The organism is uncultured Desulfovibrio sp. (genome assembly GCF_944324505.1).
GTDB lineage: Bacteria > Desulfobacterota > Desulfovibrionia > Desulfovibrionales > Desulfovibrionaceae > Desulfovibrio.
Genome location: NZ_CALUWO010000001.1, coordinates 166,166 through 188,355, shown reverse-complemented (window position 1 = coordinate 188,355; position 22,190 = coordinate 166,166). Strand labels below are relative to the sequence as shown.

Here is a 22,190-nt window from a genome sequence, read left to right as displayed (position 1 = left end):
GCATGCCGCGGAAGCATCGCCCGTTTCCGCGGCATGCGGCATCAGCCTTCCAGAAAGGCGCGGTAAGCCTCGGCAGTGGCAAAGACATCCACGCTACTGGACAGTTCAAAGGGGCTGTGCATGGACAGCAGGGCCGGGCCGCAGTCGATGACCTGCATGCCGTAGGCAGCCAGGAAGAGGGCCACGGTTCCGCCGCCGCCCACATCAACCTTGCCCAGTTCGGCAATCTGCCAGGGGATGTTGCGGGCATTGAGCAGGCCGCGCAGTTCGCCCACAAATTCGGCATCGGCTTCGCTGGCGCCGTATTTGCCGCGGGAGCCGCCGCATTTGCTGAAGCAGGGGCCGTAGCCCAGCTGGGCGGCATTCTGCTTTTCGTGCACTTCGGGAAAATCCGGGTCAAAGGCGCCGGTCACATCGGCAGAGATGGCACGGCTGTTCAGAAACACCTGCGAAACGGGCAGGGTGCCGGCCCAGGCGCGGGTAATGTCCTCCACGCAGAATTGCAGGAAGCGGGAAGACGCACCGGTGGCGCCGTCGGAGCCGATTTCTTCCTTGTCCCAGAACATGATGGCCGTATTGGGGGCATTGCGGCCGGTCTTGGCCGTCAGGAAGGCTTCCAGCGCTGTGAAGACGCAGATGCGGTCATCCTGCCCGTATCCGCCGATGAGGGCACGGTCCAGACCCACAAAGCGGGCCGGACCGGCGGGAACGGCCTGCATGTCCGCCGAAATGAAGTCTTCTTCGCGCACGCCGTATTTTTCGTTGAGCAGCTGGAGCAGATAGGCTTTCAGGGGTTCCTTTTCCTCGTCCTGGCGGCTGCGGGCGCTGCCGGGAGCCGGCGCATGGGAAAGGATGATATTGAGCTTTTCGGCTTCAAAGGCTTCACTGACGGGCTGGCCGGCCTGCTTCTGCGCCAGATGGGGCAGCAGGTCGGCAATGGTAAAGACCGGATCGCCGGGGCGGTCGCCAATGGCAATGGCAAGATTCTTGCCGTTTTCCAGGGCCACCACGCCGCGCAGGGAAAGGGGGCGGGCCAGCCACTGGTACTTGCGGATGCCCCCGTAATAATGGGTCTTGGCCTGGGTGACGCCGGGCTGTTCGATGAAGGGGCGCTGCTTGAAGTCCAGGCGCGGCGTGTCCGCATGGGCGGCAATGAGGCGCAGTCCCTGGGCCAGGGGCGCCTTGCCCCGTCTGGCCGCAAACAGGGCCTTGCCCCGCAGGGGCCGCATGAACAGGCCGTCACGGGGATTTTCGGTAAAGCCCTTTTCCGCAAGGCGGCGCTGCACGTAGGCAATGGTTTCGCGTTCGGTCTTGCAGGCGGAAAGAAAGTCGATATAGCGCTTGGCCAGGCTTTCCAGCTCCTTGCGGCGGGTGGCCGTGGCGGCATAGTCCTTCCAGGCGCTTTGCGGCGAATAGGCAATTTCGCAGGTTTTGGTTTTCATTCAGCATTCCTTTCCGGAAGCGCGGCCCGCACAAGGGCCGGAATCCGGCTGTAATCGGCCTCCTGCAGGGTGCGGGTATCCAGACAGAAGCAGCTGTCTTCCAGCCGCCCCAGCAGCGGGGGGTCAGTCTCGAGAAGGGCCTGCTTCAGCGCCGTGGCGCTGCCATGGGCAGGCTCCAGACAAACAAGCGTGGTGGGCAGGTCATATTGCGGAAAGGCGCCGCCTCCCACGCGGGAAACGTCAGGGCGCAGATGCACCCGGCAGAGCGGGCCGAGGGCGCGGCGCAGCCGGGTGGCCAGGCGCCGTGCCTGGCGTTCCAGCTCTGCGGCGGAAAGATGGATCATGCGCAGGGTGGGAATGCGCTGGCGGGCGCTTTCCGGGTCGCAGTACAGGCGCAGGGTGGCTTCCAGCGCGGCCAGCGTCAGCTTGTCGCAGCGCAGGGCGCGGGTGAGCTGATTGGCCTTGAGGGCCTCGATGTAGGACCGCTTTCCGGCCAGGATGCCCGCCTGCGGGCCGCCCAGGACCTTGTCGCCGGAAAATGTCACCACATCGGCGCCGGCGGCCAGAACAGAGGGGACTGTGGGCTCGTTGGGCAGACCGCAGGGGCTGAAGTCCGTGAGGCTGCCGCTGCCCAGGTCCTCGAAAACGGGCAGACCGTGCCGGCTGGCCAGGGCTGCCAGCTCCGGCAGGGCCACGGCGCTGTGAAAGCCCACAATGCGGTAATTGGAGGTATGCACGCGCATGAGCGCGCGCGTATTTTCAGTAATGGCCGCTTCATAGTCACGCAGGTGGGTGCGGTTGGTGGCTCCCACCTCGCGCAGGATGGCGCCGCTCCGGCGCATGACTTCGGGGATGCGGAAGCTGCCGCCGATTTCCACCAGTTCCCCGCGGGAGACAATGACCTCGCCGTCCCGGCAGAAGGTGTCCAGCAGCAGCAGTACCGCCGCGGCATTGTTGTTGACCACCATGCCCGCTTCGGCGCCCGTCAGGCGGCAGATGAGGTCTTCCACCACCTTGTGACGGCTGCCGCGTCCGCCCGTGCGCATGTCCAGCTCCAGGGTGGAGTAGCCCCGTGCCGCCCGCAGCACGGCCTCGCAGGCTTCCGGCGCCAGGACGGACCGCCCCATATTGGTATGCACCACCACGCCCGTGGCATTGATGGCTTCCCGCAGGCGGGGCCGCAGGGCTGCCCGCACATGGGCCAGCAGATGAGGCAGATGGGCCTGCATGTCCAGCTGGGACGTCTCCTGTATCTGGCCGGAGCGTATCCGGTCGCGGCAGCCGTCCCAGTAGGCCACCACAGCCTCGCGAAGAAGGGGGCGCGGCTCGCGGGCCAGCTGGGGAGCCTCGTGCAGCAGGGCCGTCAGGCTGTTGTCCACCGAGGGAATGGCGCGAAAAAGATGCTTCATGCGGTCTCCGTCCGCGTGGGGGCAGGGCAGGGCCTGTCCAGATAGCGGGGAAAAAGAGTAAAGAATTCCGACAGCAAATACAAGGAACCGCTCATGATCACCGGCGAGGACCCCGCACCGGCGCAGTTGGCGGCAGCCTGCAGGGCCGCCTGCACATGGGGCAGGGCGCTGGCCACGGGGGCCGTGGCGCCCCGGTTCAGGACGGCGGCCACCTCGGCAGCGTCGGCGGCCCGTTCGTTATGCAGCTGGGGAATGAATATGGGCGCACCGGCAAGGGTCCGGCGCAGCAGCATGGCCGCGGGCTGCCAGTCCTTGTCCTTGAGGCAGGAAAAGATGGCACAGGGCGGCCTGTGGTCGTGATGCGCCAGGTAGTGCGTCAGGGCCTGCATGCCGTGGGGATTGTGGGCGCCGTCCAGCAGCAGCGCCGGATGGTCCGGGCAGGCGGGCAGGTATTGCAGGCGTCCGGGAATAAAGGCCGTTTGCAGACCCAGGGCCTGCCGCGTGCTGTCCTGGGCGCTGACCCCGCAGCGCGGAGCCACGCTCTGCCAGGCCCGCAGGGCCACGGCGGCATTGATGTGCTGATGTTCGCCGGCCAGGCCCAGTGGTACGGATGCGGGCAGCGGCGTCGTCAGGCTCAGGGGAGCGCCCTGCCGGGCGGCTGCCTGGGCCAGTATGCGCTGCACCACGGGGAATTGCGGGGCGCTGATGACCGGTACGGCGGCCCGGATGGCATCGGCCTTGTCGCGGGCAATGTCTTCCAGGCGAGGGCCGAGAATGGCGGCATGGTCCAGCGCCACGGGCGCGTAGCAGAGCGCATCCGCCGCCGTGGCGGTGGTGGCGTCGTGGCGGCCGCCCAGGCCGGCTTCCAGAATGGCCAGCTGCACGCCCAGCTGGCGAAAGGCCAGCAGGGCCAGCACGGTCAGAAACTCAAAATAGGTCAGGTCCGGGCAGGCCGCGTCCACCTGGCAGGCCAGGTCCGGCCAGAGGTCCGCGTGCAGGGGACGTCCGTCGATGCGGATGCGCTCGGCGGGCGAGACAAAATGCGGGGAGGTATACAGCCCCGTGTGCAGCCCGTGGGCACGGGCCAGGGAGTCCAGAAAGGAGGCGGTGGATCCTTTGCCGTTGGTGCCCAGCACCTGCACCACCACAAAGGGGGCGCGTTGCAGGTGCAGGGCCGTCAGCGCCCGGTGCATGCGGTCGAGGCTGAGATCCATGTGGAAAAAACCTCGGCGATCAAGCTGTTCCACAATCCGGGAAAAGGAGGAGAAGGCGGCATTCATGCCCTGACGGTAGCAGAAAGCCACAGCGTTGTCAGCGGGAGAAGCAACAGCACAGCAGCGTGCTGGCATGGCCGGCAGCACGGGCATGGGGGCGCCGGTTTTTTTGCCGGGAACGACCGGCAGGGCGGGCACAGCTCTTGCGGCTCATGGCAAGGCGTGGCAGAACGGGAGCCGGAGACGAAGCGGTGACGCCGCAGGCACGTGGCCGGCTGCGGGACAGGTTCGTCCGTTTTTTTGCTGACAGGCATGGCCCGGCATGTGCCGTGCGCCGGTGCAGCGCCGGGCCGCAGTTTTTTTTGCAGTTTCAGGGGGCGGCCAGCAGCCGCCATGCAAGGAGCAGTAGCATGAATGACGTACGCACGCTTGCGCGTGAGCGCATGAAGGGCTTTTGCCGTGTTTGTCCCGTTTGTGACGGCCGTGCCTGTGCCGGCGAGGTGCCCGGTATGGGCGGCCTGGTGACCGGGGCGTCCTTCCGCAACAATGTAACGGCCCTGGCTGCCCAGCGCCTGAACATGACGGCGCTGCACGATGCGCGGGAACCCAGGACCGCCTGTTCGCTGCTGGGCTTTGATCTGGCTCTGCCCGTGCTGGCGGCCCCCATTGGCGGGGTTTCCTTCAATATGGGCGAAAGCATGAGCGAGGCGGACTACATCCACGCCGTTGTTTCGGGCAGCCGTGCCGCTGGTGCGCTGGGCTGCACGGGCGATGGTGTGCCGCCGTTCATCATTGACGGTGCCGAGGCGGCCCTGAAGGCGGAGAAGGGCTACGGCATTCCTTTTGTGAAACCCTGGGAAGGCGCGGAACTGTACGACAAGGCCGAGCGCCTGCTGGCGCCGGGCTGCCCTGTGCTGGGGGTGGATGTGGATGCCGCCGGCCTGATTACCCTGCGCAAGATGGGCCGCCCCGTGGCGCCCATGTCCCAGAAGGCGCTGGAAGATCTGGTGGCCTTTGTGCACGATGCCGGGCGCAAGCTCATGATCAAGGGCATCATGACGCCTGAAGCCGCCCGGCGCGCGGTGGATGCCGGCGTTGACGCCATTGTGGTTTCCAACCATGGCGGGCGCGTGCTGGATCACTGCCCCGGTACGGCCGAAGTGCTGCCGGCCATTGCGGAAGCCGTGCGCGGACAGATTCATATTCTGGTGGACGGCGGCGTGCGCACCGGGGTGGATGTGCTCAAGATGCTGGCCCTGGGCGCGGAGGCCGTGCTCATCGGCCGGCCGGTGTCCATTGCCGCCATTGGCGGCGGGCGCGAAGGCGTGACGGCTTACTTTACGGAAATCAAAAGCCAGCTTGAGCAGGCCATGCTGCTCACCGGCTGCGCCACGCTGAGCGACATCAGCGAGCGCATCCTGTATCGCGGTTAGCCGGCGGAAAATGCCTGCCGCCCGTTCCGCACGGCACGGGCGGCAGGCCGCGCGGCGCTGTGCCGGGCAGGCCGATGCCGGCAGTCGTCAGTTGCGTCGCCCAGGGCGGCGGCGGGAAGGCCGCCGGCACTGCCGGACTGGTCACAAGACAGAGCAGGCCGGCAGAGAGCACCGGCAGCGCCAGGGGCGTTTTTTCTGCACAAAAAGAAAAACCCGCCGGGAAACCGGCGGGTCATGTTTTTGTGGCGGAGAGGAAGAGATTCGAACTCTTGGTACGCTGTTAACGTACACACGATTTCCAATCGTGCTCCTTCGACCAACTCGGACACCTCTCCGTGTCGAAGCGAAAATTTTTATATCCGTTCTTCTGCCCGCTGGCAAGGAAAAAATGCCGGTTCGGGCAGATTTTTCCGCAGCGGCCGTTATTTTTCCTGCGGTGGCGCGGCAGGGGCGGCGGCTGGTGTGTCGGCGGTGTTCACGCTGGCGGCCGCAGGGTCTGACGGGGGATGATTGGCGGTGTCAGGCGGCGGGGAACAGGCCGGCGGGGCGTCCGCCTCGTCCCGCTGCTGTTGCCGCAGGGCGCTGCGGCGCAGAAACCAGAGGAAGGCCAGGGCCGCCATGCCCATGCCAAGCAGGTTAAGAAGCGCAATGGTATCCACAGGAGGCTCCGCGGGCGGGACCGCTGGTCAGAAAAAACTGCCTGCCGGGGAAGGAACAACAGGGTTCCTTCCCCGGACCGGCGGAACGAAGGCAGGGATGCAGAGCAGGCGGAAATCCTCTGTCATTGCGCGGTGTGGCGTTTTTCCCGCAGGGCTGCGGGCAACGGGCGCAGCGGATGGCAGGTGCTTGCCGTCTGTTCCGGTGCAGGAGGCAGGCCCTCCCGCCTGTCTTAGATGCCCATCTGGCTGAAGCCGCTGTCGGTGTAGATCACCTGACCGGTGACGCCATGGGCCAGATCGGAAGCCAGGAAGCTGGCTACGCCGCCCACATCGAGGGTGGTCACATTGCGGCGCAGGGGGGAGTGCTCTTCCACATGGGCAAAGATGTTCTTCATGCCCGAAACGGCCGAAGCGGCCAGGGTCTTGATGGGGCCGGCGCTGATGGCATTGATGCGCACGCCCTTTTCCCCCAGTTCATAGGCCAGATAGCGTACCGAGGCTTCCAGGGCGGCCTTGGCCACGCCCATGACGTTGTAACCGGGAATGACCTTGGTGGAGCCGTAATAGGTCATGCTGATGATGGAAGAGCCGTCATGCAGCAGGGGTTCAAAGGCCCGGCAGATGCCCGTGAGAGAATAGGCGGAAATGTCCAGCGCCAGCTTGAAGCCGTCGCGGCTGGTGTCCAGAAAGCGCCCGCTGAGGTCTTCGCGGTTGGCAAAGGCAATGGAATGCACCAGCACGTCCACCTGGCCCCACTTTTCCTTGACCAGTTCGGCGGCGGCGGCGATCTGGGCGTCGTCCGTCACATCGCACTGAAAGGTGAATTCGCCGCCCAGTTCTTCGCTGAGCGGTTCCACCCGCTTCTTGATGGCATCGCCGACATAGTTGAAGGCCAGCCGGGCGCCCTGTTCCTTGAAACAGGAGGAAATGCCGTAGGCAATGCTTTTGTTATTGGCCAGACCAAGAATAAGTGCCTTTTTACCTTGCAAGAGCATGTGTAACTCTCCTTACATCAGGGCGGCGCGGGGCTGCCCGGCGGGAATGTGGCCGGAAGAGCGGTGCACGGAGATATTCCGGCCCATGAAATTAGATGGCAAGGGTCTTGCCGGTCAGGGTTTCGTAGGCTTCCCGATAGCGGGCCGCCGTGGCATCGATGATTTCCTGCGGCAGGGCCGGAGCCGGGGGCTGCATGTTCCACGACTGCCGGGCCAGCCAGTCACGCAGGAACTGCTTGTCGTAACTGGGCTGGCTCTGCCCCGGAACGTAGCGGTCAGCGGGCCAGAAACGGGAGGAGTCGGGCGTCAGCACCTCGTCGATGAGGTGCAGGCGGCCGTCAATGAGACCGAATTCAAACTTGGTGTCCGCCACAATGATACCCCGCCCGGCGGCATGGCGGCTGCCGGCATTGTAGAGGCGCAGGGCCACGTCCTCCAGCTGGCGGGCCATGTCAGCTCCCAGCAGTTTGGCGGCAGCATCCCGGCTGATGTTTTCGTCATGCTGGCCCAGGGCTGCCTTGGTGGACGGGGTGAAGATGGCCGGTTCCAGCTTGTCCGATTCGCGCAGGCCGGCCGGCAGGTCATAGCCGCAGAGGCGGCCTGTGGCCTTGTAGTCCTTCCAGCCGGAACCGCTGAGATAGCCGCGGACAATGCACTCCACCGGCAGGGCGGCCGCCTTGCGCACCATGACGGCGCGGCCTTCCAGCTCATCGGCCCAGGGCGCCAGCTGCTGGGGGAAGCGGTTCACATCGCTTTCCACCAGATGGTTGGGGATGATGTCGCGGAACATGTCCATCCAGAACAGGGTGATTTGATTGAGGATGACCCCCTTGTAGGGAATGGGTTCGCCCATGATGACATCAAAGGCCGACATGCGGTCAGTGGTGACGATGAGCAGGGTGTTCTCGTCCAGGTCGTAGATGTCGCGGACCTTGCCGCGGGAATGCAGCGGGCAGCAGGTGATATTGGTCTGGGTAACGATACGCATGAGTGTGAATCCTCTGAAGCGGGCTAGCCCTGACGGCGGATTTCCACAGAGCGGGCATGTGCCTCCAGGCCCTCCAGTCGGGCCAGGGCGGCAATGGCATCGATGCTCTGTTGCAGGAAGGTGGCCGATGTGGCCACAATACTGGTTTTCTTGCAGAATGTCTGCACCGAAAGGGCGGAAGAAAAGCGCGCCGTGCCCAACGTGGGCAGGACGTGGTTGGGGCCGGCATAATAGTCGCCCACGGGTTCGGGGCAGTAATGCCCCATGAAGATGGCGCCGGCGTTGCGGATGGCGGGCAGCAGCGCCCACGGATCCCGGACGCACAGTTCCAGATGCTCGGGCGCCACCATATTGGCCACGGCCGTGGCAACGGTCATATTGGGAACCGTGACCACCGCCCCCCAGTCCAGCAGGGACTTGCCCGCCGTCTGGGCCTTGGGCAGGGCGGCGCACTGCTTGTCCAGCTCTTCGCGCAGGCGTTCGGCCAGTTCGTCATTGTCCGTGATGCAGATGGCCGAGGCCAGGGCATCGTGCTCGGCCTGCGACAGCAGGTCGGCCGCCAGCCAGTCCACACGGGCCGAGCTGTCGGCAATGACCAGCACCTCGCTGGGGCCGGCAATCATGTCGATGCCCACCGTGCCCTGTACCAGGCGCTTGGCCGTGGCCACAAAGATATTGCCCGGCCCGGCGATGACATCCACCGGGGCGATGCTCTGCGTGCCGTAGGCCAGCGCCGCAATGGCCCAGGCGCTGCCCACGCGGTAGATTTCGTCAATGTCCAGCAGATGGGCCGCGGCCAGAATGTGCGGATCGATGCTGCCGTCCTTGCGGGGCGGCGTGCAGATGGCGATGCGCTGCACACCGGCCACCTGGGCGGGAATGGCATTCATGAGCAGGCTGGAGAGCAGGGGCGTATTGCCGCCCTGGCCGCCGGGCACGTACAGGCCCACGCATTCCACGGGCAGCACGCGCTGGCCGAGGATGCTGCCGTCGGGGCGGGTTTCAAACCAGGATTTTTCCTTCTGGGCTTCGTGAAAAAGGCGGATATTGTGGGCAGCATCCACCATGTGTTCGCGATTTTCGGGAGAAACGGTGGCCGCACCGCGGGCAATGTCCGCCTCGGGCACACGCAGCGGCGGGGCAAAGTCCGGGCAGTCAAAACGGCGGGTATAGTCCAGCAGGGCCGCGTCGCCGCGCTGGCGCACCTCGGCGATGATGTCGCGCACGGCGCTTTCCACGTTATTGCCGGGGTTGCGGCGTTCTTCAAGCCATTTGGCGGCCTTGGGCCAGTCCTGTGCATTCTGCAGCGAAATGGAACGGCAGGTCATGCTCATCCTCCCTTTGAAACGGGTAATATAGCCAAGGTCGCCGCGAATGTCGAGGCATGGAAATGCGCTCTCCTCCCTTGACAGGTGCCGGGGCTGACCTTACCCAATATGGCAGCCGATGCCAAATCGGCAGCTTGCCGGGAGGACACCATGCAACACACCAATGAAAATGATATGTATCAGCGGAACGCCGCACATGCGCAGAACCGGGCCGCTGACACCACCCTGCCGGAAGATGGCGCGGGAAACGAAGGCGCCGTGGAAGAACAGGGGCTTCCCGAAGAGCAGCCCCTGCCGGAAAATCTGGAGACCCTCTGCCGGGAGCACATCTGTCCGCAGTGTGCGGAAAAGGCCGCCGCCGAGGAGGCCCGCCTGCGTGCCGCTGCGGAAATGGACAATTTCAAGAAGCGCCTGACCCGTGAGCACGAGGAGCAGGTTCGCTACGCCGCGGAAAAGATTCTGCGGGACATTCTGCCCGGGCTGGACAATCTTGAACTGGCCATGCAGTACGGCAGCCGTGACGAGGCCTGCCGCGACATGCTCACGGGCGTGACCATGACGCACAAACTTATGATGGAGGCCCTGGCCCGTCACGGGCTGACCTCTGTGGGCGCCGAAGGCGAACCCTTTACCCCGGAACTGCACGAGGCCGTCGGCTTTGCCGATCGCCCGGACCTGGAGGCCAATACCGTGGCCCAGGTGCTGCAACGTGGCTACAAGCTGGGCGACCGTCTGCTGCGGCCGGCCAGGGTCATGGTCAGCCAGGGGTAGTTTTCCCGTTGTTGTCAATATCCCCTCTCGCGGACAGGGCAGTGCCCTGATCCGAAAAAAGCCCCCGTCACCAGCGTGACGGGGGCTTTTTGTGCAAAGGGACCGGTTCAGCGGGCGGCCACGCCCCGGGCCGGGGCAGCCGCCCGGGCGATCTGCGGCGCCAGGGCGCGGCCCATGCGTTGCAGCAGCTGGCTCTGGGTGTTTACCAGGGCGGACGGGCTGCCGTCTCCGCCGCTTTGGGCGGGGCAGTCCAGGCTGTCCGCGTAGTTGCCCCCGGCCAGGATGCGGCCGGCAGTATCCTGCACGCTCCAGCGGGCCTCCAGGTGGGCGGTCTGGCCCGGTGCGCCGTCCAGCCGCAGAATGTTCAGCACAAGCACGCTGTCCCAGCCGTCATTGCCGTTGCCGCAGTCCACGGTGATGCCGCAGGGCAGCAGGCGCGGCCAGAGCACTTCGCGCAGGACACGGCGGATACCCTGATCCAGGGGTTCGGCCCAGATATCGAAATTGTCCACCCGCAGGCGGGGGCTGTCCGGGCGGCGGCTGACAATGCCCTGGCGGTCAAGATAGCCGGGAATGCCCACCTGGGCGATGCGCAGCACGGTGGGGGGCAGGCTGTCGGCGGCAAGGGGCGTTTCGCCGCTGTCCAGCATGTAGTAGTGGGTGGGGGCGCTCGGCCCGCAGGCCGTGCACAGCGGCAGCAGCCCCAGCAGGGCACACATGGTCAGCAGGGGCATCAGACGGGTGAAGCAAGGGGTCATCGGCGGCCTCCGTGTCGGCCCAGAAGCAGGGATTCGGGATTGCGTTGCAGGGTTTCGGCCAGGGCGCGCAGGGCGCGCATGGCGGCATTGGCTTCGCGCAGCAGGCTTTGCAGCTCATTGACGGCCGGCGCATTGCGTCCCACCAGTGCCTGGGTGGAGAGGGCCACCTGCCGGTAGGCTTCCAAGGTCTGGGAAAGGCTGGTGAGGCTGGCGGGCAGGCTGCCGGCGGCCTGGGCGGAAAGCCGGGAAAGATCGGTGGCTGCCATGGTGATGGCCTGCTGAGTTTCCCGGCTGGCCAGCAGCAGGTGGTGCGCTTCGCCGAAGGTGTCGGCAAAGTTTTTGAGGCCGCGTTCGATATCGCTGGACGCCAGGATGTCGGACAGGCGCGTCAGCACATCCTGGAGCGAAAGGGTCATCTCCTTGAGCGGCAGCGAGGCCAGGCTGCGTTGCAGCTGGTCGATGGGCGAGGTCATGGTGGGGATTTCCGTCCGCGGGTCATTGGAACGGTACTTGGCCGGGGCATTGGGGTAGAAATCCAGCTCCACGCGATACTGGCCGGTGATGAGGCTCTGGAGTTGCAGGCGCGCCCGCAGGCCGCGCTGCACCAGCTTGCCCAGCACTGCGATGCGCTCCTCGTCCGTAAAGTGCTCCCGCGGGCGGGAAGTGCCGATGGCACGTTCGTTGATGCGGATGTGTACGGGAATGGTGACGCTGCCATCGCGGGGATTGGCTTCCAGACTGATATGCGTCACGCTGCCCAGGGGCACCCCGCGAAAGACCACGGGCGCGCCCACGGAAAGGCCGCTTACCGAGCCGTCGAAATACAGCCGGTATTCCAGATCGTCGCTCAGAAGATTGCCGCCCCCCAGAAGGGCAATGCCCAGCACAAGCAGGGCCAGGGCACCGAGAACAAAGCTGCCTACGGCCACTTTGGAACGGGATTGACTCATGCGGTAGTCCTTGTGGTCCCGCCGGTTCTGTCCGGTGACGGGGCTTGGCCTGACGCGCCGCGGGTAAGAAAGCGCATGGCTTGTTCTTCCGTGTGGGGGTCGCGTACCAGCAGGCTTGGATTGCCCGACGCCGTGACCCGGCGCGTCTGCGCATCCAGAAAGATGCTGTTGCTGGCCACGGTGAAGATGCTGGCCAGCTCGTGGGAAACGATGACAAAGGTGGTGCCCAGCGAGTCGCGCAGCTCGAGGATGAGATCATCCAGCAGGCGCGAGCTGACCGGGTCCAGCCCGGCGGAAGGCTCATCCAGAAAAAGGATTTCCGGGTCCAGGGCCAGGGCACGGGCCAGGCCGGCACGCTTGCGCATGCCGCCGCTGATTTCCGAGGGATAGTAATCCTCGAAGCCCGCCAGACCCGCCAGCGCCAGCTTGAGGGCGGCCTGATCCCGGATTTCAGCGGGAGAGAGCGTGGTATACTGTTGCAGGGGCAGGCCCACGTTCTCGGCCAGCGTCATGGAACTCCACAGCGCCCCGCCCTGAAAGAGCACGCCCGTGCGTTGCAGCAGGCGGCGGCGCTCCTGTTCCGTACAGGCCCAGAGGTCCGTTTCGCCGTAGAAGACGTGTCCGGACTGCGGGGCCTTGAGACCCATGAGCACGCGCAGCAGCGAGCTTTTGCCGCAGCCCGATCCGCCCATGATGAGAAAGACGTCGTCTTCGGCCACGTCGAAATTCACGTCCTGCATGAGCACAAAGGAGCCGTAGCCCACGGTGAGGTCACGCACGCGCAGGCGCGGCGGCCTGTGCTGTGCCGGGGGGGTCTGCGGGGAGGCGGCCGGTGCGCTGTCCATGATCTAGACCCCCAGCACGTTGCAGAGAACGGTAATGACAGAGGTGGCCACAATGATGCCCACAATGCCGTGCACCACCGCCGTGGTGGTGGCCTGGCCCACGGCCTGGGCGCTGCGGCCGCAGCGCATGCCCTGATAGCAGCCCGTCAGGGCAATGATGACCCCGAAGACGGCCGCATAGACCAGGCCGATGATGCCGTGGCGGAAAGATACCATGGTGACGGTGGCGCTGAGGTATTCCAGCGGGTTGAGGTCCAGCATGCCCACGCCCACCACAAAGCCGCCCAGAATGCCCATGAGATCGGCATAGAGGGTGAGCAGGGGAATCATGGCCGTGAGGGCCAGCATGCGCGGCAGCACCAGAAAGTCCATGGGCGAGATTCCCAGGGTGACCAGGGCATCCACCTCTTCATTGACCTGCATGGTGCCGATGAGGGCCGCAAAGGAGGCCCCCACCCGGCCGGCCATGACCACACCCACCATGATGGCGCCCATGACGCGCAGCATGCCGATGCCCACCAGCCCCGCCACATAGATCTGGGCGCCGAACTGCGTGAGCTGCACCGCGCCCACAAAGGCCAGGATAAGGCCGAACAGCAGACTGGTCAGGGAAATGATGGGCAGGGCCAGCACGCCGCATTCGTACATGGCGGCCATGAGGTCCTGCATGCGCATGTGCGAGCGTCCGGTGCAGAAGCGCAGGATGGCCAGGGTGGCATCGCCCACAAAGGCGGTGAATTCGCGGAGCTTGCCGGGCAGGGCCAGCACTGCCCCGCCCAGGCGGGCCACTGGGCCTTCCTGCTCCTTGCTGCGGGAGGCGCCCTGCTTGGCCGGCACGGCAAAGGCCAGATGGACCAGGCGTTCCAGGCCGTGGGGCAGGTCGCGCTGCACAGGCAGGCCGTGCTCCTGGGCAGCCCGGATGCACCGCACCAAAAAAACCAGCAGACTGGAATCCCAGTGTTTCAGGTCCTCGCAGCGCAGGGTCAGGCCGGTCGTATGCGGCTGGGCCATGGCCCGCAGGGAAGCGTCAGCCGACGGGGGCCATGGGGCGCCCATCTTCCAGCAGCCGCCCACGCTGATGGTCAGGCGGTCCTGCGTCCTGGCAAAGCTGACTTGCGGACTTGCTTCCATCCTTTTATCATACCGCTTGCCGGCCTGCCCTGCAAGCATCGGCCGGCCGTTTTTCGTGCACCTCAACCCCGTCATGCCATGTCACTGCAAGAACGTCTTGGTCTTGATACGGCGCCCCTTTTGCTGATGGACGGTTCAGCCTTCATCTTCCGGGGCTTTTTTGCCAATCGCAACATGCAGCGTTCCGACGGCTTTCCCACCAATGCCCTGGTGGTGGTCAGCCGGGTGCTGCTGCGCATTTTGCGCGACGAGGCGCCCAGCCATTTTGTTTTTGTGCAGGACGGCCGGGGCAAGAACTTCCGGCATGAGCGCTACCCCCTCTACAAGGCCAACCGGGATGCCACCCCCGAAGACCTGGTGCGGCAGATTGATCCCATTCAGCGCATGGTGCGGGCACTGGGGCTGCCGCTGGTGGTTTCGCAGGGTTGCGAGGCCGACGACTGCATTGCTTCGCTGGCGGCGCGCCTTTCGCCGCAGCGCCCCGTGGTCATTGTCAGCGGCGACAAGGACCTCAAGCAGTGCCTCAGCCCCCGTGTGAGCTTGTGGGACCCCGGATCCCGCGAGGAAAAGCTGCTGACGCTGGATGATTTTGTGAACGAGAGCGGCGTCAGGCCCGAGCAGTGGCCCGATGTGCAGGCGCTCATCGGCGACAGCAGTGACAATATCCCCGGCGTGCCGGGCATCGGTCCCAAGAAGGCGCAGCAGATTTTCGAGCACTGTTCCTCGCTGGAGGATATCCGCGATCATTTTGACAAGGTGCCGGCCAAGTTGCAGGACAAGTTGCGGGAGCATCTGGAGGCCATGTTTGTCTGGAGAGACCTGACCACCCTGCGCCGGGACTTCTGCACGGAGCTGACCCTGGATGACCTGGCCGTGCGGCCGCCCGATGTGGCGGCCTGCCGTGAGCTGGCAGCGGAATTCGAGCTGTTTGCCCTGCGCCGTGATCTGGAAGCCTACCTGAAGCGCCGCAGTGCGGCGACGGCGGCGCCTGTGCCCGTACCGGCAGCCGGCGGCACGCAGACGGGCGAGCAGGGCGATCCTGCCCCCGTGCGCAGTGCCGGTACCCAGCTCAGCCTGCTGGACATGGCTGCCCCGTCTCTGGAACCGGTGCTGCCGCCCATCCGCTGCCAGGCAGAGGACCTGCCGGACAGCCGCGGCGCGCGCGTGGCCATCATCTGGGCGCAGGGGCCGGACATGCCGCCTCATCTGGCCCTGGACAGCGGCGGGGGCACGTGCTGGTCTGCCCGCTGGAGCGGCAGCCAGGCCGTGCTGCTGCGCTGGTTGCAGGCCGCGGACGCCATTGTGACCGAAGATGCCAAGCCCCTGCTGGGACGGAGCCATGCCCTGCCGCCCGAGGTGCTGCCGCGTCTCTTTGATCTGAGCCTGGCCTCCTACTTGCTGGACCCGGAAGAGAATGACCACGGCTGGCCCAAGCTGGTCGTGCGCTGGGGCGCGGCGCTGCCCGGCGGGCAGGAGCAGGGGGCGGCTGGTCTGGCGCTGGGCATGGCCGGCCTGCTGGAAAACCGGCTGGCCCGTGACGGCCTGCTGGACCTGTACCGGCATCTGGAAATGCCGCTGGTTCCGGTGTTGGCCCGCATGGAAGCCCGGGGCATTGCCATTGATGCGGCAGCCTTTCAGAGTTTTCTGGCAGATGTGCAGAAGGAGCTGGATGCGCTGACGGCCACGGTATATGCCGCGGCCGGCCGGCAGTTCAATATCCGTTCGGCGCAGCAGCTGGGCGAGGTGCTGTTCGGTACGCTGGCGCTGCCGTCCCCCCGCAAGACGCGCGGCGGTCAGGCCTCCACCAGCCAGGCCACGCTGGAAAAGCTGGCCGGCCGGCATCCCGTGGTGGACAGCATTCTGCAGTACCGCAAGCTGGAAAAGATGCGCTCCACCTATCTGGACCCGCTGCCGCGGCTGGTGGACGCCAACGGGCGCCTGCACACCACCTTCAATCAGAAGGCCACGGCCACGGGGCGCCTTTCGTCCAGCAATCCCAACCTCCAGAACATTCCGGTGCGCGGTCCGCTGGGCAAGCGCATGCGGGCCTGCTTCATCGCCGGACCGGGCAATGCCCTGGTCTCTGCCGACTATTCGCAGGTGGAGCTGCGCGTGCTGGCCCACATGTCGCAGGATGCCGTCCTGCTGGAGGCCTTTCGCCACGGCGCGGACATTCATGCCCGCACGGCGGCCCTGATCTATGACTGCGCGCCCGAAGCGGTCAGCCCGGACCAGCGGCGCAACGCCAAGACCATCAATTTCGGCCTCATCTACGGCATGGGGGCGCAGAAACTGGCCCAGGAACTGAAGATCAGCCTTGCTGAGGCCAAGGACTTCATTGCCCGCTACTTTGAGCACCTCACCGGCCTCAAGGCCTTTTACGAGGCTGTGGAGGCCGCAGCCCGTCGCCAGGGCTTTGTGACAACTCTGGGCGGACGCCGCCGCCTGCTGCCGGACATTCATTCCGCCAACGGCCAGGCCGCGGCACTGGCCCGCCGTCAGGCCATCAATACGGTGATTCAGGGGTCCGCCGCGGACATCATCAAGCTGGCCATGCTTGCCGTGGATGCGGACCCGGAGCTGGCGCGCATGGATGCCCGCCTGTTGTTGCAGGTGCATGACGAACTGCTGCTGGAAGTGCCGCAGGAGGCTGCGCAGGATGCTGCCCGGCAGGTGACCCGACTCATGGCCTCGGTGGCGCCCGGCGGCACGCCCCTGTCCATCCCGCTGGTGGTGGATGCCGGCGTGGGGCATGACTGGGGAACGGCCCATTAGGCCCTGCCCGTCGATAAGGCGCCATGCGCCACAGGAACAGAAAACGGCACGTTCTGCGGAACGTGCCGTTTTTGCATGCGTTCTTCCCCTGGCGGCGGGGCATTCTGCCGCAGGGGCATGGGGCGGGCGGCGGGTGCGCCGTGGGGTGGGCCTCTTAGCCCCCCAGATAGCGGGCCATGAGGCGGCGCGATGGCCGCGAAAAGGCGTCCAGTTCGGCAGTCAGTTCCAGATCGGGAATGATGGCCCGCACCACGGGAATGCCCAGATCGGCACGGGTCAGTTCCACGTAGAGGGGCGCGTGCCCCTGGGCCTGGAGCAGGGATTCCAGCAGGCGCACATTGGCTGCCGGCGAGGGCAGGCTGTAGTCCGGCAGCTCTTCCAGGCAGCGCTGGGGCAGAGCGGCCAGCGCCGGACCGGTCGGCTCGCCGTAGGGATAGGGCCAGGGGGTTTCCGTCAGGGCGGCCAGCGCCGCCCGGGCACCGCACAGACCGGCCCCGGTGGCCCGCACCACGGCGCCGCGGCGGCTCATGACAAAGGCCTGATACACCGGCAGGCCGGCTTCGGTGGTCATGTCCTGGAATTGCAGGCGGATGCCGCGTGCCGCGTAATCGTCCAGCAGGGCCTGCAGGCGGGCGTCGCGGGAATACAGGGTAAAGCAGCCCTGCCGCCGGAAAGGTGTGGTGGCTTCGGCGTCACGTTCCAGAATTTCGGTGAGGGCGGCCAGCTTGGCCTCGTCCAGGGTATTGCCTGATGCCAGGCCCGTGGAGCCGGCCGCCAGAAAGAGGGAGGGTTCCGCCAGATTGCAGAACAGAAAGACCGCCTGGGCAGGTACCAGCACTTCGTTCCCCTGGGCATCGCGGGCCGGAACCCAGTGCAGGGGTGTGCCGGGGCACAGGGGGGCCTCCAGGGGCAGGCGTTCCGGCGCAAGAAAGGGCCGGCCTTCGGCCTGAAGTTCCTGACAGGAGCGCCGCAGCAGGGGCAGGGGACGCAGGCGGTTGCTGACCTCGCCCTGACCAAAGGCGCCCCCCTGCCGGCTGATGCTCACATAGGCGCTGCAACGCTCCACGATTTCCATGCTGTAGGAGGCTCTGGCCTGGGGCAGGGACAGGCCGCGTCCGTAGGCCGTGGCCTGACCGCGCAGGGTATAGCGCAGCAGGGCGTCGTCGGTGCCGCTTTCCACGTGCATGTCCACATGCCAGGCCCGCAGCAGGGCAATGGGCGAGAGCGATGCCTGGTGGCGCATTTCCTGTCCGGCCAGCACGCCGGCCCGGCCAAGGGCCTGCACGGCCGTGTCATAGGTTTCCTCCGCCGGGGGGCGCTGCCAGGCAGGAAGGTTTTCCGCAGCCACGGCCTCCCGCAGCCGCGGCAGCATGCCGGCCCCGGCCTGCATGGCCTCCTGTTCCCGGTGCAGGGCCGCCGCATCATACAGCGGGGGCAGGTCCACGTCTTCCGGGCAGGGCAGCATGTGATGCTCCGTGATGTTTTCCCGGAAGATCTCGCTCCACTGCCGGGCCAGGGCGTGATCGGGCAGCATGGCCGCCCGCAGGTAGACCAGGGGCGAGGCCGCATCCAGGCGCGCCGGCGCATCGGGCGGAAAGGCCGCGGTGACTGCCGCTGCACCGGGCTGGAGCAGGGCGCCTTCCAGCAGCAGGGCAGCCAGGGCAGGGCGGGGAAAACGGTCGGCAGCGGCATCATAGGCCTGATCGGCCAGCTGGCGCAGGGCTGCCGGCGAGAGGCGGCCCAGGGCACGCAGACAGTGCAGATGCAGAAAATCGTCCAGCGGACAGGCTTCCAGCTGATGCAGGGCCGCTTCCAGCGTAAGGGAGGCAGGCGGTTCGCAGGAAAAGTAGCCGGTGGTGGCCTGTGTCTGGCTGTGGGTATAGGTATACTCCATGGCGTGATCCATGCTGTCAGGGGAACGGTGTGGCGGGGCAGATACGAAAAGGGGCAGGCCCGAAGGCCTGCCCCTGAACAGACATCCCCAAGGATATTAACGCTTGGAGTACTGGTAGCGGGCACGAGCGGCACGCAGACCGTACTTTTTGCGTTCCTTCTTGCGGGCATCGCGGGTGAGGAAACCGGCCTTCTTCAGCACCGGGCGCAGGGCGGGATCCACCACCAGCAGGGCACGGGAAATGCCGTGACGCACGGCTTCGGCCTGGCCGCTCACGCCGCCGCCGGCCACGTTGACGCGCACGTCCAGCTTTTCGGCCAGCTTGGCCAACACCAGGGGCTGACGGATGATCATCTGGAGGGTCTTGCGGGGAAAATACTCCTCAAAGGAGCGACCGTTGACCGTGATGTTGCCGGAACCGGCATAAATGCGGGTACGAGCGGTAGCCGTCTTGCGGCGGCCGGTACCGTAATCAAATTTCTCGCTCATAGCGTGCACTCCTTAGTAGGGCAGGGTCAGCGGCTGCGGGTTCTGGGCGGCATGGGGATGCTCGGCGCCAGCATAGACCTTGAGCTTCTTCAGCATGGCGCGGCCCAGACGATTCTTGGGCAGCATGCCGCGCACGGCGGCCATGAGCACGCGCTCCGGCTTGTCGGCGAGGACATCGGCAAGGCTGGTGGTCTTCAGACCGCCGACCCAGCCGGAATGCCGGTAGTACTTCTTGTCATGCATCTTCTTGCCGGTAACCTTCACCTTGTCGCAGTTGACGACAACGATAAAGTCACCAAGATCCATGTGAGGGGCAAACTCGGGCTTGTGTTTGCCGCGCAGGCGATGGGCGATCTGGCTGGCCAGGCGACCCAGCACCTGATCCTGAGCATCGACCACATACCACTGGCGGTTGATGTCTTTGGGGGTAGGGCTGAACGTCTTCATGGGGATGAACTCCTCTGCAAATATCAGATGCCATAATGCGGCGGAAAATCCGTCATGCGACGTGCCGCCTAACGGGGATGACGACAGTATCGCTGTAAAGAGAAGGTTTTCTAGCCTATGGCGCGCAACATGTCAAGCGAGCCTTCCGGGAGGAAAACACGCCGGCGCTCCGCGCGCCTTGAGCTTTACCCCAGCTCGCCATATAATGCCAGCACTTTTTTGTTCATTCCGTCTCATGCAGCGGCGTGCCGCGGGGGCGCGACCGGGCGGGGCGGCGTCTTTGCTGCGCAGGGTGCCCGGCGCAGCGTGGGAGCTGTATGCCATCCATCCGCAAGAGTCTTCTGCAACTCACCTTTTCCGGCGCCTATCTGCTGCGCTGGAACGACAAGCTGCGGCCCGCCGAACTGGTGGAAATCGACAAGCAGGCCCACAAGATGCTGGTGGCCTGCGTGCTCTGGCACGAAAACAGCCGCCGCCTTCCCGAGGAACAACGGCTGGCCCTGGGCCAGGAGATCATCGAGGGCGGCCTGTTCGACTATTACTACCGCCTGATCATTACGGACATCAAGCCGCCGGTCTTTTATCGCATCAAGGAAAACCGCGAGCATTACCGGCAGCTTACCGAGCATGTCATGAAGCGCCTGGAGCCGGCCCTTGCCCCGCTGGGGGACTTCTGGCAGCGCATGCGGGCATGGCATGCCAGCGATACGGACAGCCTGGCCCGGCGTATCCTCAATGCGGCGCATTTGTATGCCTCGCAGTGGGAATTCCGCCTTATCCGACCCCTCAACGGCTTTGACGAGGAGATGGAGGACATTGCGCAGTCCTTCCGGGACCGCCTGAACAGCTTTCAGGATGTGAAGGGCATGCGCGACATCGTGGCCGGCCATACGGCGCTGGCCCGTTTGGCCAATATCTGCGGGCAGCTGCGCTTTCAGATCCGCTGGACGCAGGCCCCGCGCATTCCGGCCACTTCGGTGCTGGGGCATATGTTCATCGTGGCCACCTATGCCTATTTCTTCAGTCAGACCATCGGAGCCTGCCGGGCGCGGGCCATCAACAACTTTTTCTGCGGGCTGCTGCACGATCTGCCGGAGCTGCTCACGCGGGACATCATCTCGCCGGTAAAGCAGTCCGTGGAATGCCTGCCCGAAATTCTCCGCGAATACGAGGAACAGGAGCTGGAGCGCCGCATCTTTGCCCCGCTGCGCAGCGATGGCCTGGAAGACCTGGTGGGGCTGCTGTCCTATTATCTGGGCATGGAAACCGGCTCGGAATTCCATGAGACCGTGCGGGAAAACGGGCATGCCCGCCGAATCGCAGATTTTGACGCCCTGCACAGCCGCTGCAACGCCGATGCGCTCCAGCCCAAGGACGGCCGCCTCATCAAGGAATGCGACAAACTGGCCGCCTTCATGGAGGCCCACAGCTCCATCCGCAACGGGGTGTCCTCGCCGCACCTCCAGGAGGCGCAGGCCCGCCTCAGGACAGACCTGAGCCAGAGTCCCCTGGGCTGCCTGCATCTGGATGCCCTGCTGGCTGACTTTGACTGAACGCCACGCCGGAAAAGTCCCGGATACAGGCCCGGATACAGGTGCGGCGTCAGGCCCGGCGGCAGTCCCGGATACCGGCCCGGCGGGTGGTGCCGGTGCGGCCCTGCGGGCAATCCTGGCCGCTCAGCTGTCCTGTGGCTTCTGCGTGTCCGGGGCGTCATGCTCCAGATAGTTCTGGATAAGATCGGAAATGACCTCCACCAGCGGCGAGGGCTGACGGCCGCGATGCTCCACGCGATAGAAGGTTCTGCCGATGCGTATGTCCGACAGGGGCACTTCCCACAGCTCCTGGGCTTCCAGTTCCCGCTGCACGATGAAGCGGGAAACGCAGGCCAGCGTGCCCGGCTTGTGCAGCAGAATCTTGATGGGATCATAGTGATTGAATTCCAGAAAGTCCCTGGGCCGGATGCCCAGTGGCGTAATGGCGGCCAGAAAGGCCTCCCGCGCGCCGGACCCCTGCTCGCGCAGCAGCCAGCGCCGCTGCATGAGTTCGCGGATGGATACCGGCCCGGCCGCCGCGCTTTCCCTGTCGCCGGAAACCACCAGCAGGCGCTCCTGGGCCAGGGGGCGCACATTGAGGGCCAGGCTGCGTACCTGCCCTTCCACAAAGCCCACATCCAGCAGGCCGTTTTCCACATCGCGCAGAATGTCGTGCGTATTGCCCGATTCGCAGCGTATGCGCACATTGGGATGCGTGCTGTGAAAGTCGTAGAGAATGACGGGCAGCACAAAGTCTGCCAGGGTGGTGGAGGCGCCGATGGTCAGCCTGCCTGCCAGCGTGGCATAGGTGGTGAGGTCCAGCACGTTTCTGAGTTCGGCATAGATGGGCGCCAGGCGTTTTTCCAGCAGGCGCCCCTTTTCGTTGAGCAGCAGGCCGCGCCCGGCCCGCACGAAGAGCTGGCTGCCCAGCTCGTCCTCGAAGCCCCGCAGGGCGGAAGAGACCGCCGCCTGGGACACACAGAGCAGCTCGGCCACCTCCCGCATGTTGGGATTGCGGGCCAGTGCCAGGAAGACTTCCATATGCCGCAGCGTCATGCCGCCCCCTCACCGATAAGAAAAAGTTGTTGATGCCAAAAAGGATTTCCGTTTGTACGCCTGTGCGCACGGTG

The 22,190-nt window shown here is 65.5% G+C and carries 19 protein-coding genes and 1 tRNA gene; 4 read left to right on the top strand and 16 right to left on the bottom strand.

The window, feature by feature from the left end; all coding sequences use genetic code 11:
* Window positions 1-41: 41 nt before the first annotated feature.
* From Q0J57_RS00880 to Q0J57_RS00870, 3 genes are read right to left on the bottom strand one after another with little or no spacing between them, the layout of a single operon-like run.
* Window positions 42-1,442, bottom strand: coding sequence for an aminopeptidase (locus Q0J57_RS00880; protein WP_297215818.1), 1,401 nt, complete (start codon window positions 1,440-1,442; stop codon window positions 42-44).
* Window positions 1,439-2,851, bottom strand: coding sequence for an L-seryl-tRNA(Sec) selenium transferase (selA, locus tag Q0J57_RS00875; protein ID WP_297215815.1), 1,413 nt, complete (start codon window positions 2,849-2,851; stop codon window positions 1,439-1,441). The genes Q0J57_RS00880 and selA overlap by 4 nt, the downstream gene beginning before the upstream one ends.
* Entirely contained in the window at window positions 2,848-4,065 is a 1,218-nt protein-coding gene (locus Q0J57_RS00870) for a cyanophycin synthetase (RefSeq protein ID WP_297215813.1), read from the bottom strand. The genes selA and Q0J57_RS00870 overlap by 4 nt, the downstream gene beginning before the upstream one ends.
* A 410-nt stretch (window positions 4,066-4,475) precedes the next feature.
* On the opposite strand from Q0J57_RS00870, the gene Q0J57_RS00865 reads away from it, so the two are divergent.
* Window positions 4,476-5,498: an alpha-hydroxy-acid oxidizing protein gene (locus tag Q0J57_RS00865; protein ID WP_297215811.1), complete on the top strand. Its 1,023-nt coding sequence runs from the start codon at window positions 4,476-4,478 to the stop codon at window positions 5,496-5,498.
* Window positions 5,499-5,741: 243 nt separating this feature from the next.
* Here the strand turns inward: Q0J57_RS00865 and Q0J57_RS00860 are convergent.
* The 5 genes from Q0J57_RS00860 to hisD form a co-directional block, all read right to left on the bottom strand.
* A tRNA-Ser gene (locus Q0J57_RS00860) sits at window positions 5,742-5,833 on the bottom strand.
* Between the two features lie 87 nt (window positions 5,834-5,920).
* The gene (locus Q0J57_RS00855; RefSeq protein WP_297215809.1) at window positions 5,921-6,157 is read right to left on the bottom strand and encodes a hypothetical protein; all 237 of its coding nucleotides are present in this window, start codon (window positions 6,155-6,157) and stop codon (window positions 5,921-5,923) included.
* A gap of 230 nt (window positions 6,158-6,387) precedes the next feature.
* Complete coding sequence (locus Q0J57_RS00850) at window positions 6,388-7,152, bottom strand: enoyl-ACP reductase (protein WP_297215808.1); 765 nt, start codon at window positions 7,150-7,152, stop codon at window positions 6,388-6,390.
* A 91-nt stretch (window positions 7,153-7,243) separates the two neighbouring features.
* Window positions 7,244-8,140: a phosphoribosylaminoimidazolesuccinocarboxamide synthase gene (locus Q0J57_RS00845; RefSeq protein ID WP_297215807.1), complete on the bottom strand. Its 897-nt coding sequence runs from the start codon at window positions 8,138-8,140 to the stop codon at window positions 7,244-7,246.
* A gap of 23 nt (window positions 8,141-8,163) precedes the next feature.
* On the bottom strand, window positions 8,164-9,468 hold the full coding sequence (gene hisD / locus Q0J57_RS00840) for a histidinol dehydrogenase (RefSeq protein ID WP_297215805.1): 1,305 nt from the start codon (window positions 9,466-9,468) through the stop codon (window positions 8,164-8,166).
* Window positions 9,469-9,618: 150 nt separating this feature from the next.
* Here hisD and grpE point away from each other — a divergent pair, with 150 nt between their 5' ends.
* A complete protein-coding gene (grpE, locus tag Q0J57_RS00835) occupies window positions 9,619-10,239 on the top strand; it encodes a nucleotide exchange factor GrpE (RefSeq protein WP_363315445.1) in 621 nt (206 codons plus the stop codon).
* 107 nt (window positions 10,240-10,346) lie between these two features.
* Here the strand turns inward: grpE and Q0J57_RS00830 are convergent, their stop codons facing one another.
* The 4 genes from Q0J57_RS00830 to Q0J57_RS00815 are packed head-to-tail and all read right to left on the bottom strand — an operon-like array spanning window position 10,347 to window position 13,923.
* Entirely contained in the window at window positions 10,347-10,997 is a 651-nt protein-coding gene (locus Q0J57_RS00830; RefSeq protein ID WP_297215802.1) for a PqiC family protein, read from the bottom strand.
* Window positions 10,994-11,947: an MlaD family protein gene (locus Q0J57_RS00825; RefSeq protein WP_297215799.1), complete on the bottom strand. Its 954-nt coding sequence runs from the start codon at window positions 11,945-11,947 to the stop codon at window positions 10,994-10,996. The genes Q0J57_RS00830 and Q0J57_RS00825 overlap by 4 nt, the downstream gene beginning before the upstream one ends.
* A complete protein-coding gene (locus Q0J57_RS00820; RefSeq protein WP_297215796.1) occupies window positions 11,944-12,792 on the bottom strand; it encodes an ATP-binding cassette domain-containing protein in 849 nt (282 codons plus the stop codon). Before Q0J57_RS00820 ends, Q0J57_RS00825 begins: the two co-directional genes overlap by 4 nt.
* A gap of 3 nt (window positions 12,793-12,795) precedes the next feature.
* Window positions 12,796-13,923: an ABC transporter permease gene (locus tag Q0J57_RS00815; protein ID WP_297215794.1), complete on the bottom strand. Its 1,128-nt coding sequence runs from the start codon at window positions 13,921-13,923 to the stop codon at window positions 12,796-12,798.
* A gap of 78 nt (window positions 13,924-14,001) precedes the next feature.
* On the opposite strand from Q0J57_RS00815, the gene polA reads away from it, so the two are divergent.
* On the top strand, window positions 14,002-16,698 hold the full coding sequence (polA, locus tag Q0J57_RS00810) for a DNA polymerase I (protein ID WP_297215792.1): 2,697 nt from the start codon (window positions 14,002-14,004) through the stop codon (window positions 16,696-16,698).
* A gap of 154 nt (window positions 16,699-16,852) precedes the next feature.
* On the opposite strand, the gene Q0J57_RS00805 is transcribed toward polA, so the two are convergent.
* The 3 genes from Q0J57_RS00805 to rplM form a co-directional block, all read right to left on the bottom strand.
* The gene (locus Q0J57_RS00805; protein ID WP_297215790.1) at window positions 16,853-18,592 is read right to left on the bottom strand and encodes a YcaO-like family protein; all 1,740 of its coding nucleotides are present in this window, start codon (window positions 18,590-18,592) and stop codon (window positions 16,853-16,855) included.
* Between the two features lie 96 nt (window positions 18,593-18,688).
* A complete protein-coding gene (rpsI, locus tag Q0J57_RS00800; RefSeq protein WP_297215788.1) occupies window positions 18,689-19,081 on the bottom strand; it encodes a 30S ribosomal protein S9 in 393 nt (130 codons plus the stop codon).
* A gap of 12 nt (window positions 19,082-19,093) precedes the next feature.
* Window positions 19,094-19,528 (bottom strand): 50S ribosomal protein L13, encoded by a 435-nt coding sequence (gene rplM, locus Q0J57_RS00795; RefSeq protein WP_297215786.1) that lies wholly within the window; start codon window positions 19,526-19,528, stop codon window positions 19,094-19,096.
* A 317-nt stretch (window positions 19,529-19,845) separates the two neighbouring features.
* Between rplM and Q0J57_RS00790 the strand changes: the two genes are divergently transcribed.
* On the top strand, window positions 19,846-21,081 hold the full coding sequence (locus tag Q0J57_RS00790; RefSeq protein ID WP_297215784.1) for an HD domain-containing protein: 1,236 nt from the start codon (window positions 19,846-19,848) through the stop codon (window positions 21,079-21,081).
* A 123-nt stretch (window positions 21,082-21,204) separates the two neighbouring features.
* Here Q0J57_RS00790 and Q0J57_RS00785 read toward each other — a convergent pair whose 3' ends face one another.
* The gene (locus Q0J57_RS00785) at window positions 21,205-22,116 is read right to left on the bottom strand and encodes a LysR substrate-binding domain-containing protein (protein WP_297215781.1); all 912 of its coding nucleotides are present in this window, start codon (window positions 22,114-22,116) and stop codon (window positions 21,205-21,207) included.
* Window positions 22,117-22,190: the final 74 nt, after the last annotated feature.

Coding starts and splice junctions, on each gene's coding strand:
- hisD (WP_297215805.1), bottom strand. CDS start 9,468: ATGACCTGCCGTTCCATTTCGCTGCAGAATGCACAGGACTGGCCCAAG.
- Q0J57_RS00865 (WP_297215811.1), top strand. CDS start 4,476: ATGAATGACGTACGCACGCTTGCGCGTGAGCGCATGAAGGGCTTTTGC.
- Q0J57_RS00820 (WP_297215796.1), bottom strand. CDS start 12,792: ATGGACAGCGCACCGGCCGCCTCCCCGCAGACCCCCCCGGCACAGCAC.
- Q0J57_RS00845 (WP_297215807.1), bottom strand. CDS start 8,140: ATGCGTATCGTTACCCAGACCAATATCACCTGCTGCCCGCTGCATTCC.
- rplM (WP_297215786.1), bottom strand. CDS start 19,528: ATGAAGACGTTCAGCCCTACCCCCAAAGACATCAACCGCCAGTGGTAT.
- Q0J57_RS00805 (WP_297215790.1), bottom strand. CDS start 18,592: ATGGAGTATACCTATACCCACAGCCAGACACAGGCCACCACCGGCTAC.
- Q0J57_RS00830 (WP_297215802.1), bottom strand. CDS start 10,997: ATGACCCCTTGCTTCACCCGTCTGATGCCCCTGCTGACCATGTGTGCC.
- polA (WP_297215792.1), top strand. CDS start 14,002: ATGTCACTGCAAGAACGTCTTGGTCTTGATACGGCGCCCCTTTTGCTG.
- Q0J57_RS00880 (WP_297215818.1), bottom strand. CDS start 1,442: ATGAAAACCAAAACCTGCGAAATTGCCTATTCGCCGCAAAGCGCCTGG.
- rpsI (WP_297215788.1), bottom strand. CDS start 19,081: ATGAGCGAGAAATTTGATTACGGTACCGGCCGCCGCAAGACGGCTACC.
- Q0J57_RS00785 (WP_297215781.1), bottom strand. CDS start 22,116: ATGACGCTGCGGCATATGGAAGTCTTCCTGGCACTGGCCCGCAATCCC.
- Q0J57_RS00870 (WP_297215813.1), bottom strand. CDS start 4,065: ATGGATCTCAGCCTCGACCGCATGCACCGGGCGCTGACGGCCCTGCAC.
- Q0J57_RS00790 (WP_297215784.1), top strand. CDS start 19,846: ATGCCATCCATCCGCAAGAGTCTTCTGCAACTCACCTTTTCCGGCGCC.
- grpE (WP_363315445.1), top strand. CDS start 9,619: ATGCAACACACCAATGAAAATGATATGTATCAGCGGAACGCCGCACAT.
- Q0J57_RS00815 (WP_297215794.1), bottom strand. CDS start 13,923: ATGGAAGCAAGTCCGCAAGTCAGCTTTGCCAGGACGCAGGACCGCCTG.
- Q0J57_RS00825 (WP_297215799.1), bottom strand. CDS start 11,947: ATGAGTCAATCCCGTTCCAAAGTGGCCGTAGGCAGCTTTGTTCTCGGT.
- Q0J57_RS00850 (WP_297215808.1), bottom strand. CDS start 7,152: ATGCTCTTGCAAGGTAAAAAGGCACTTATTCTTGGTCTGGCCAATAAC.
- selA (WP_297215815.1), bottom strand. CDS start 2,851: ATGAAGCATCTTTTTCGCGCCATTCCCTCGGTGGACAACAGCCTGACG.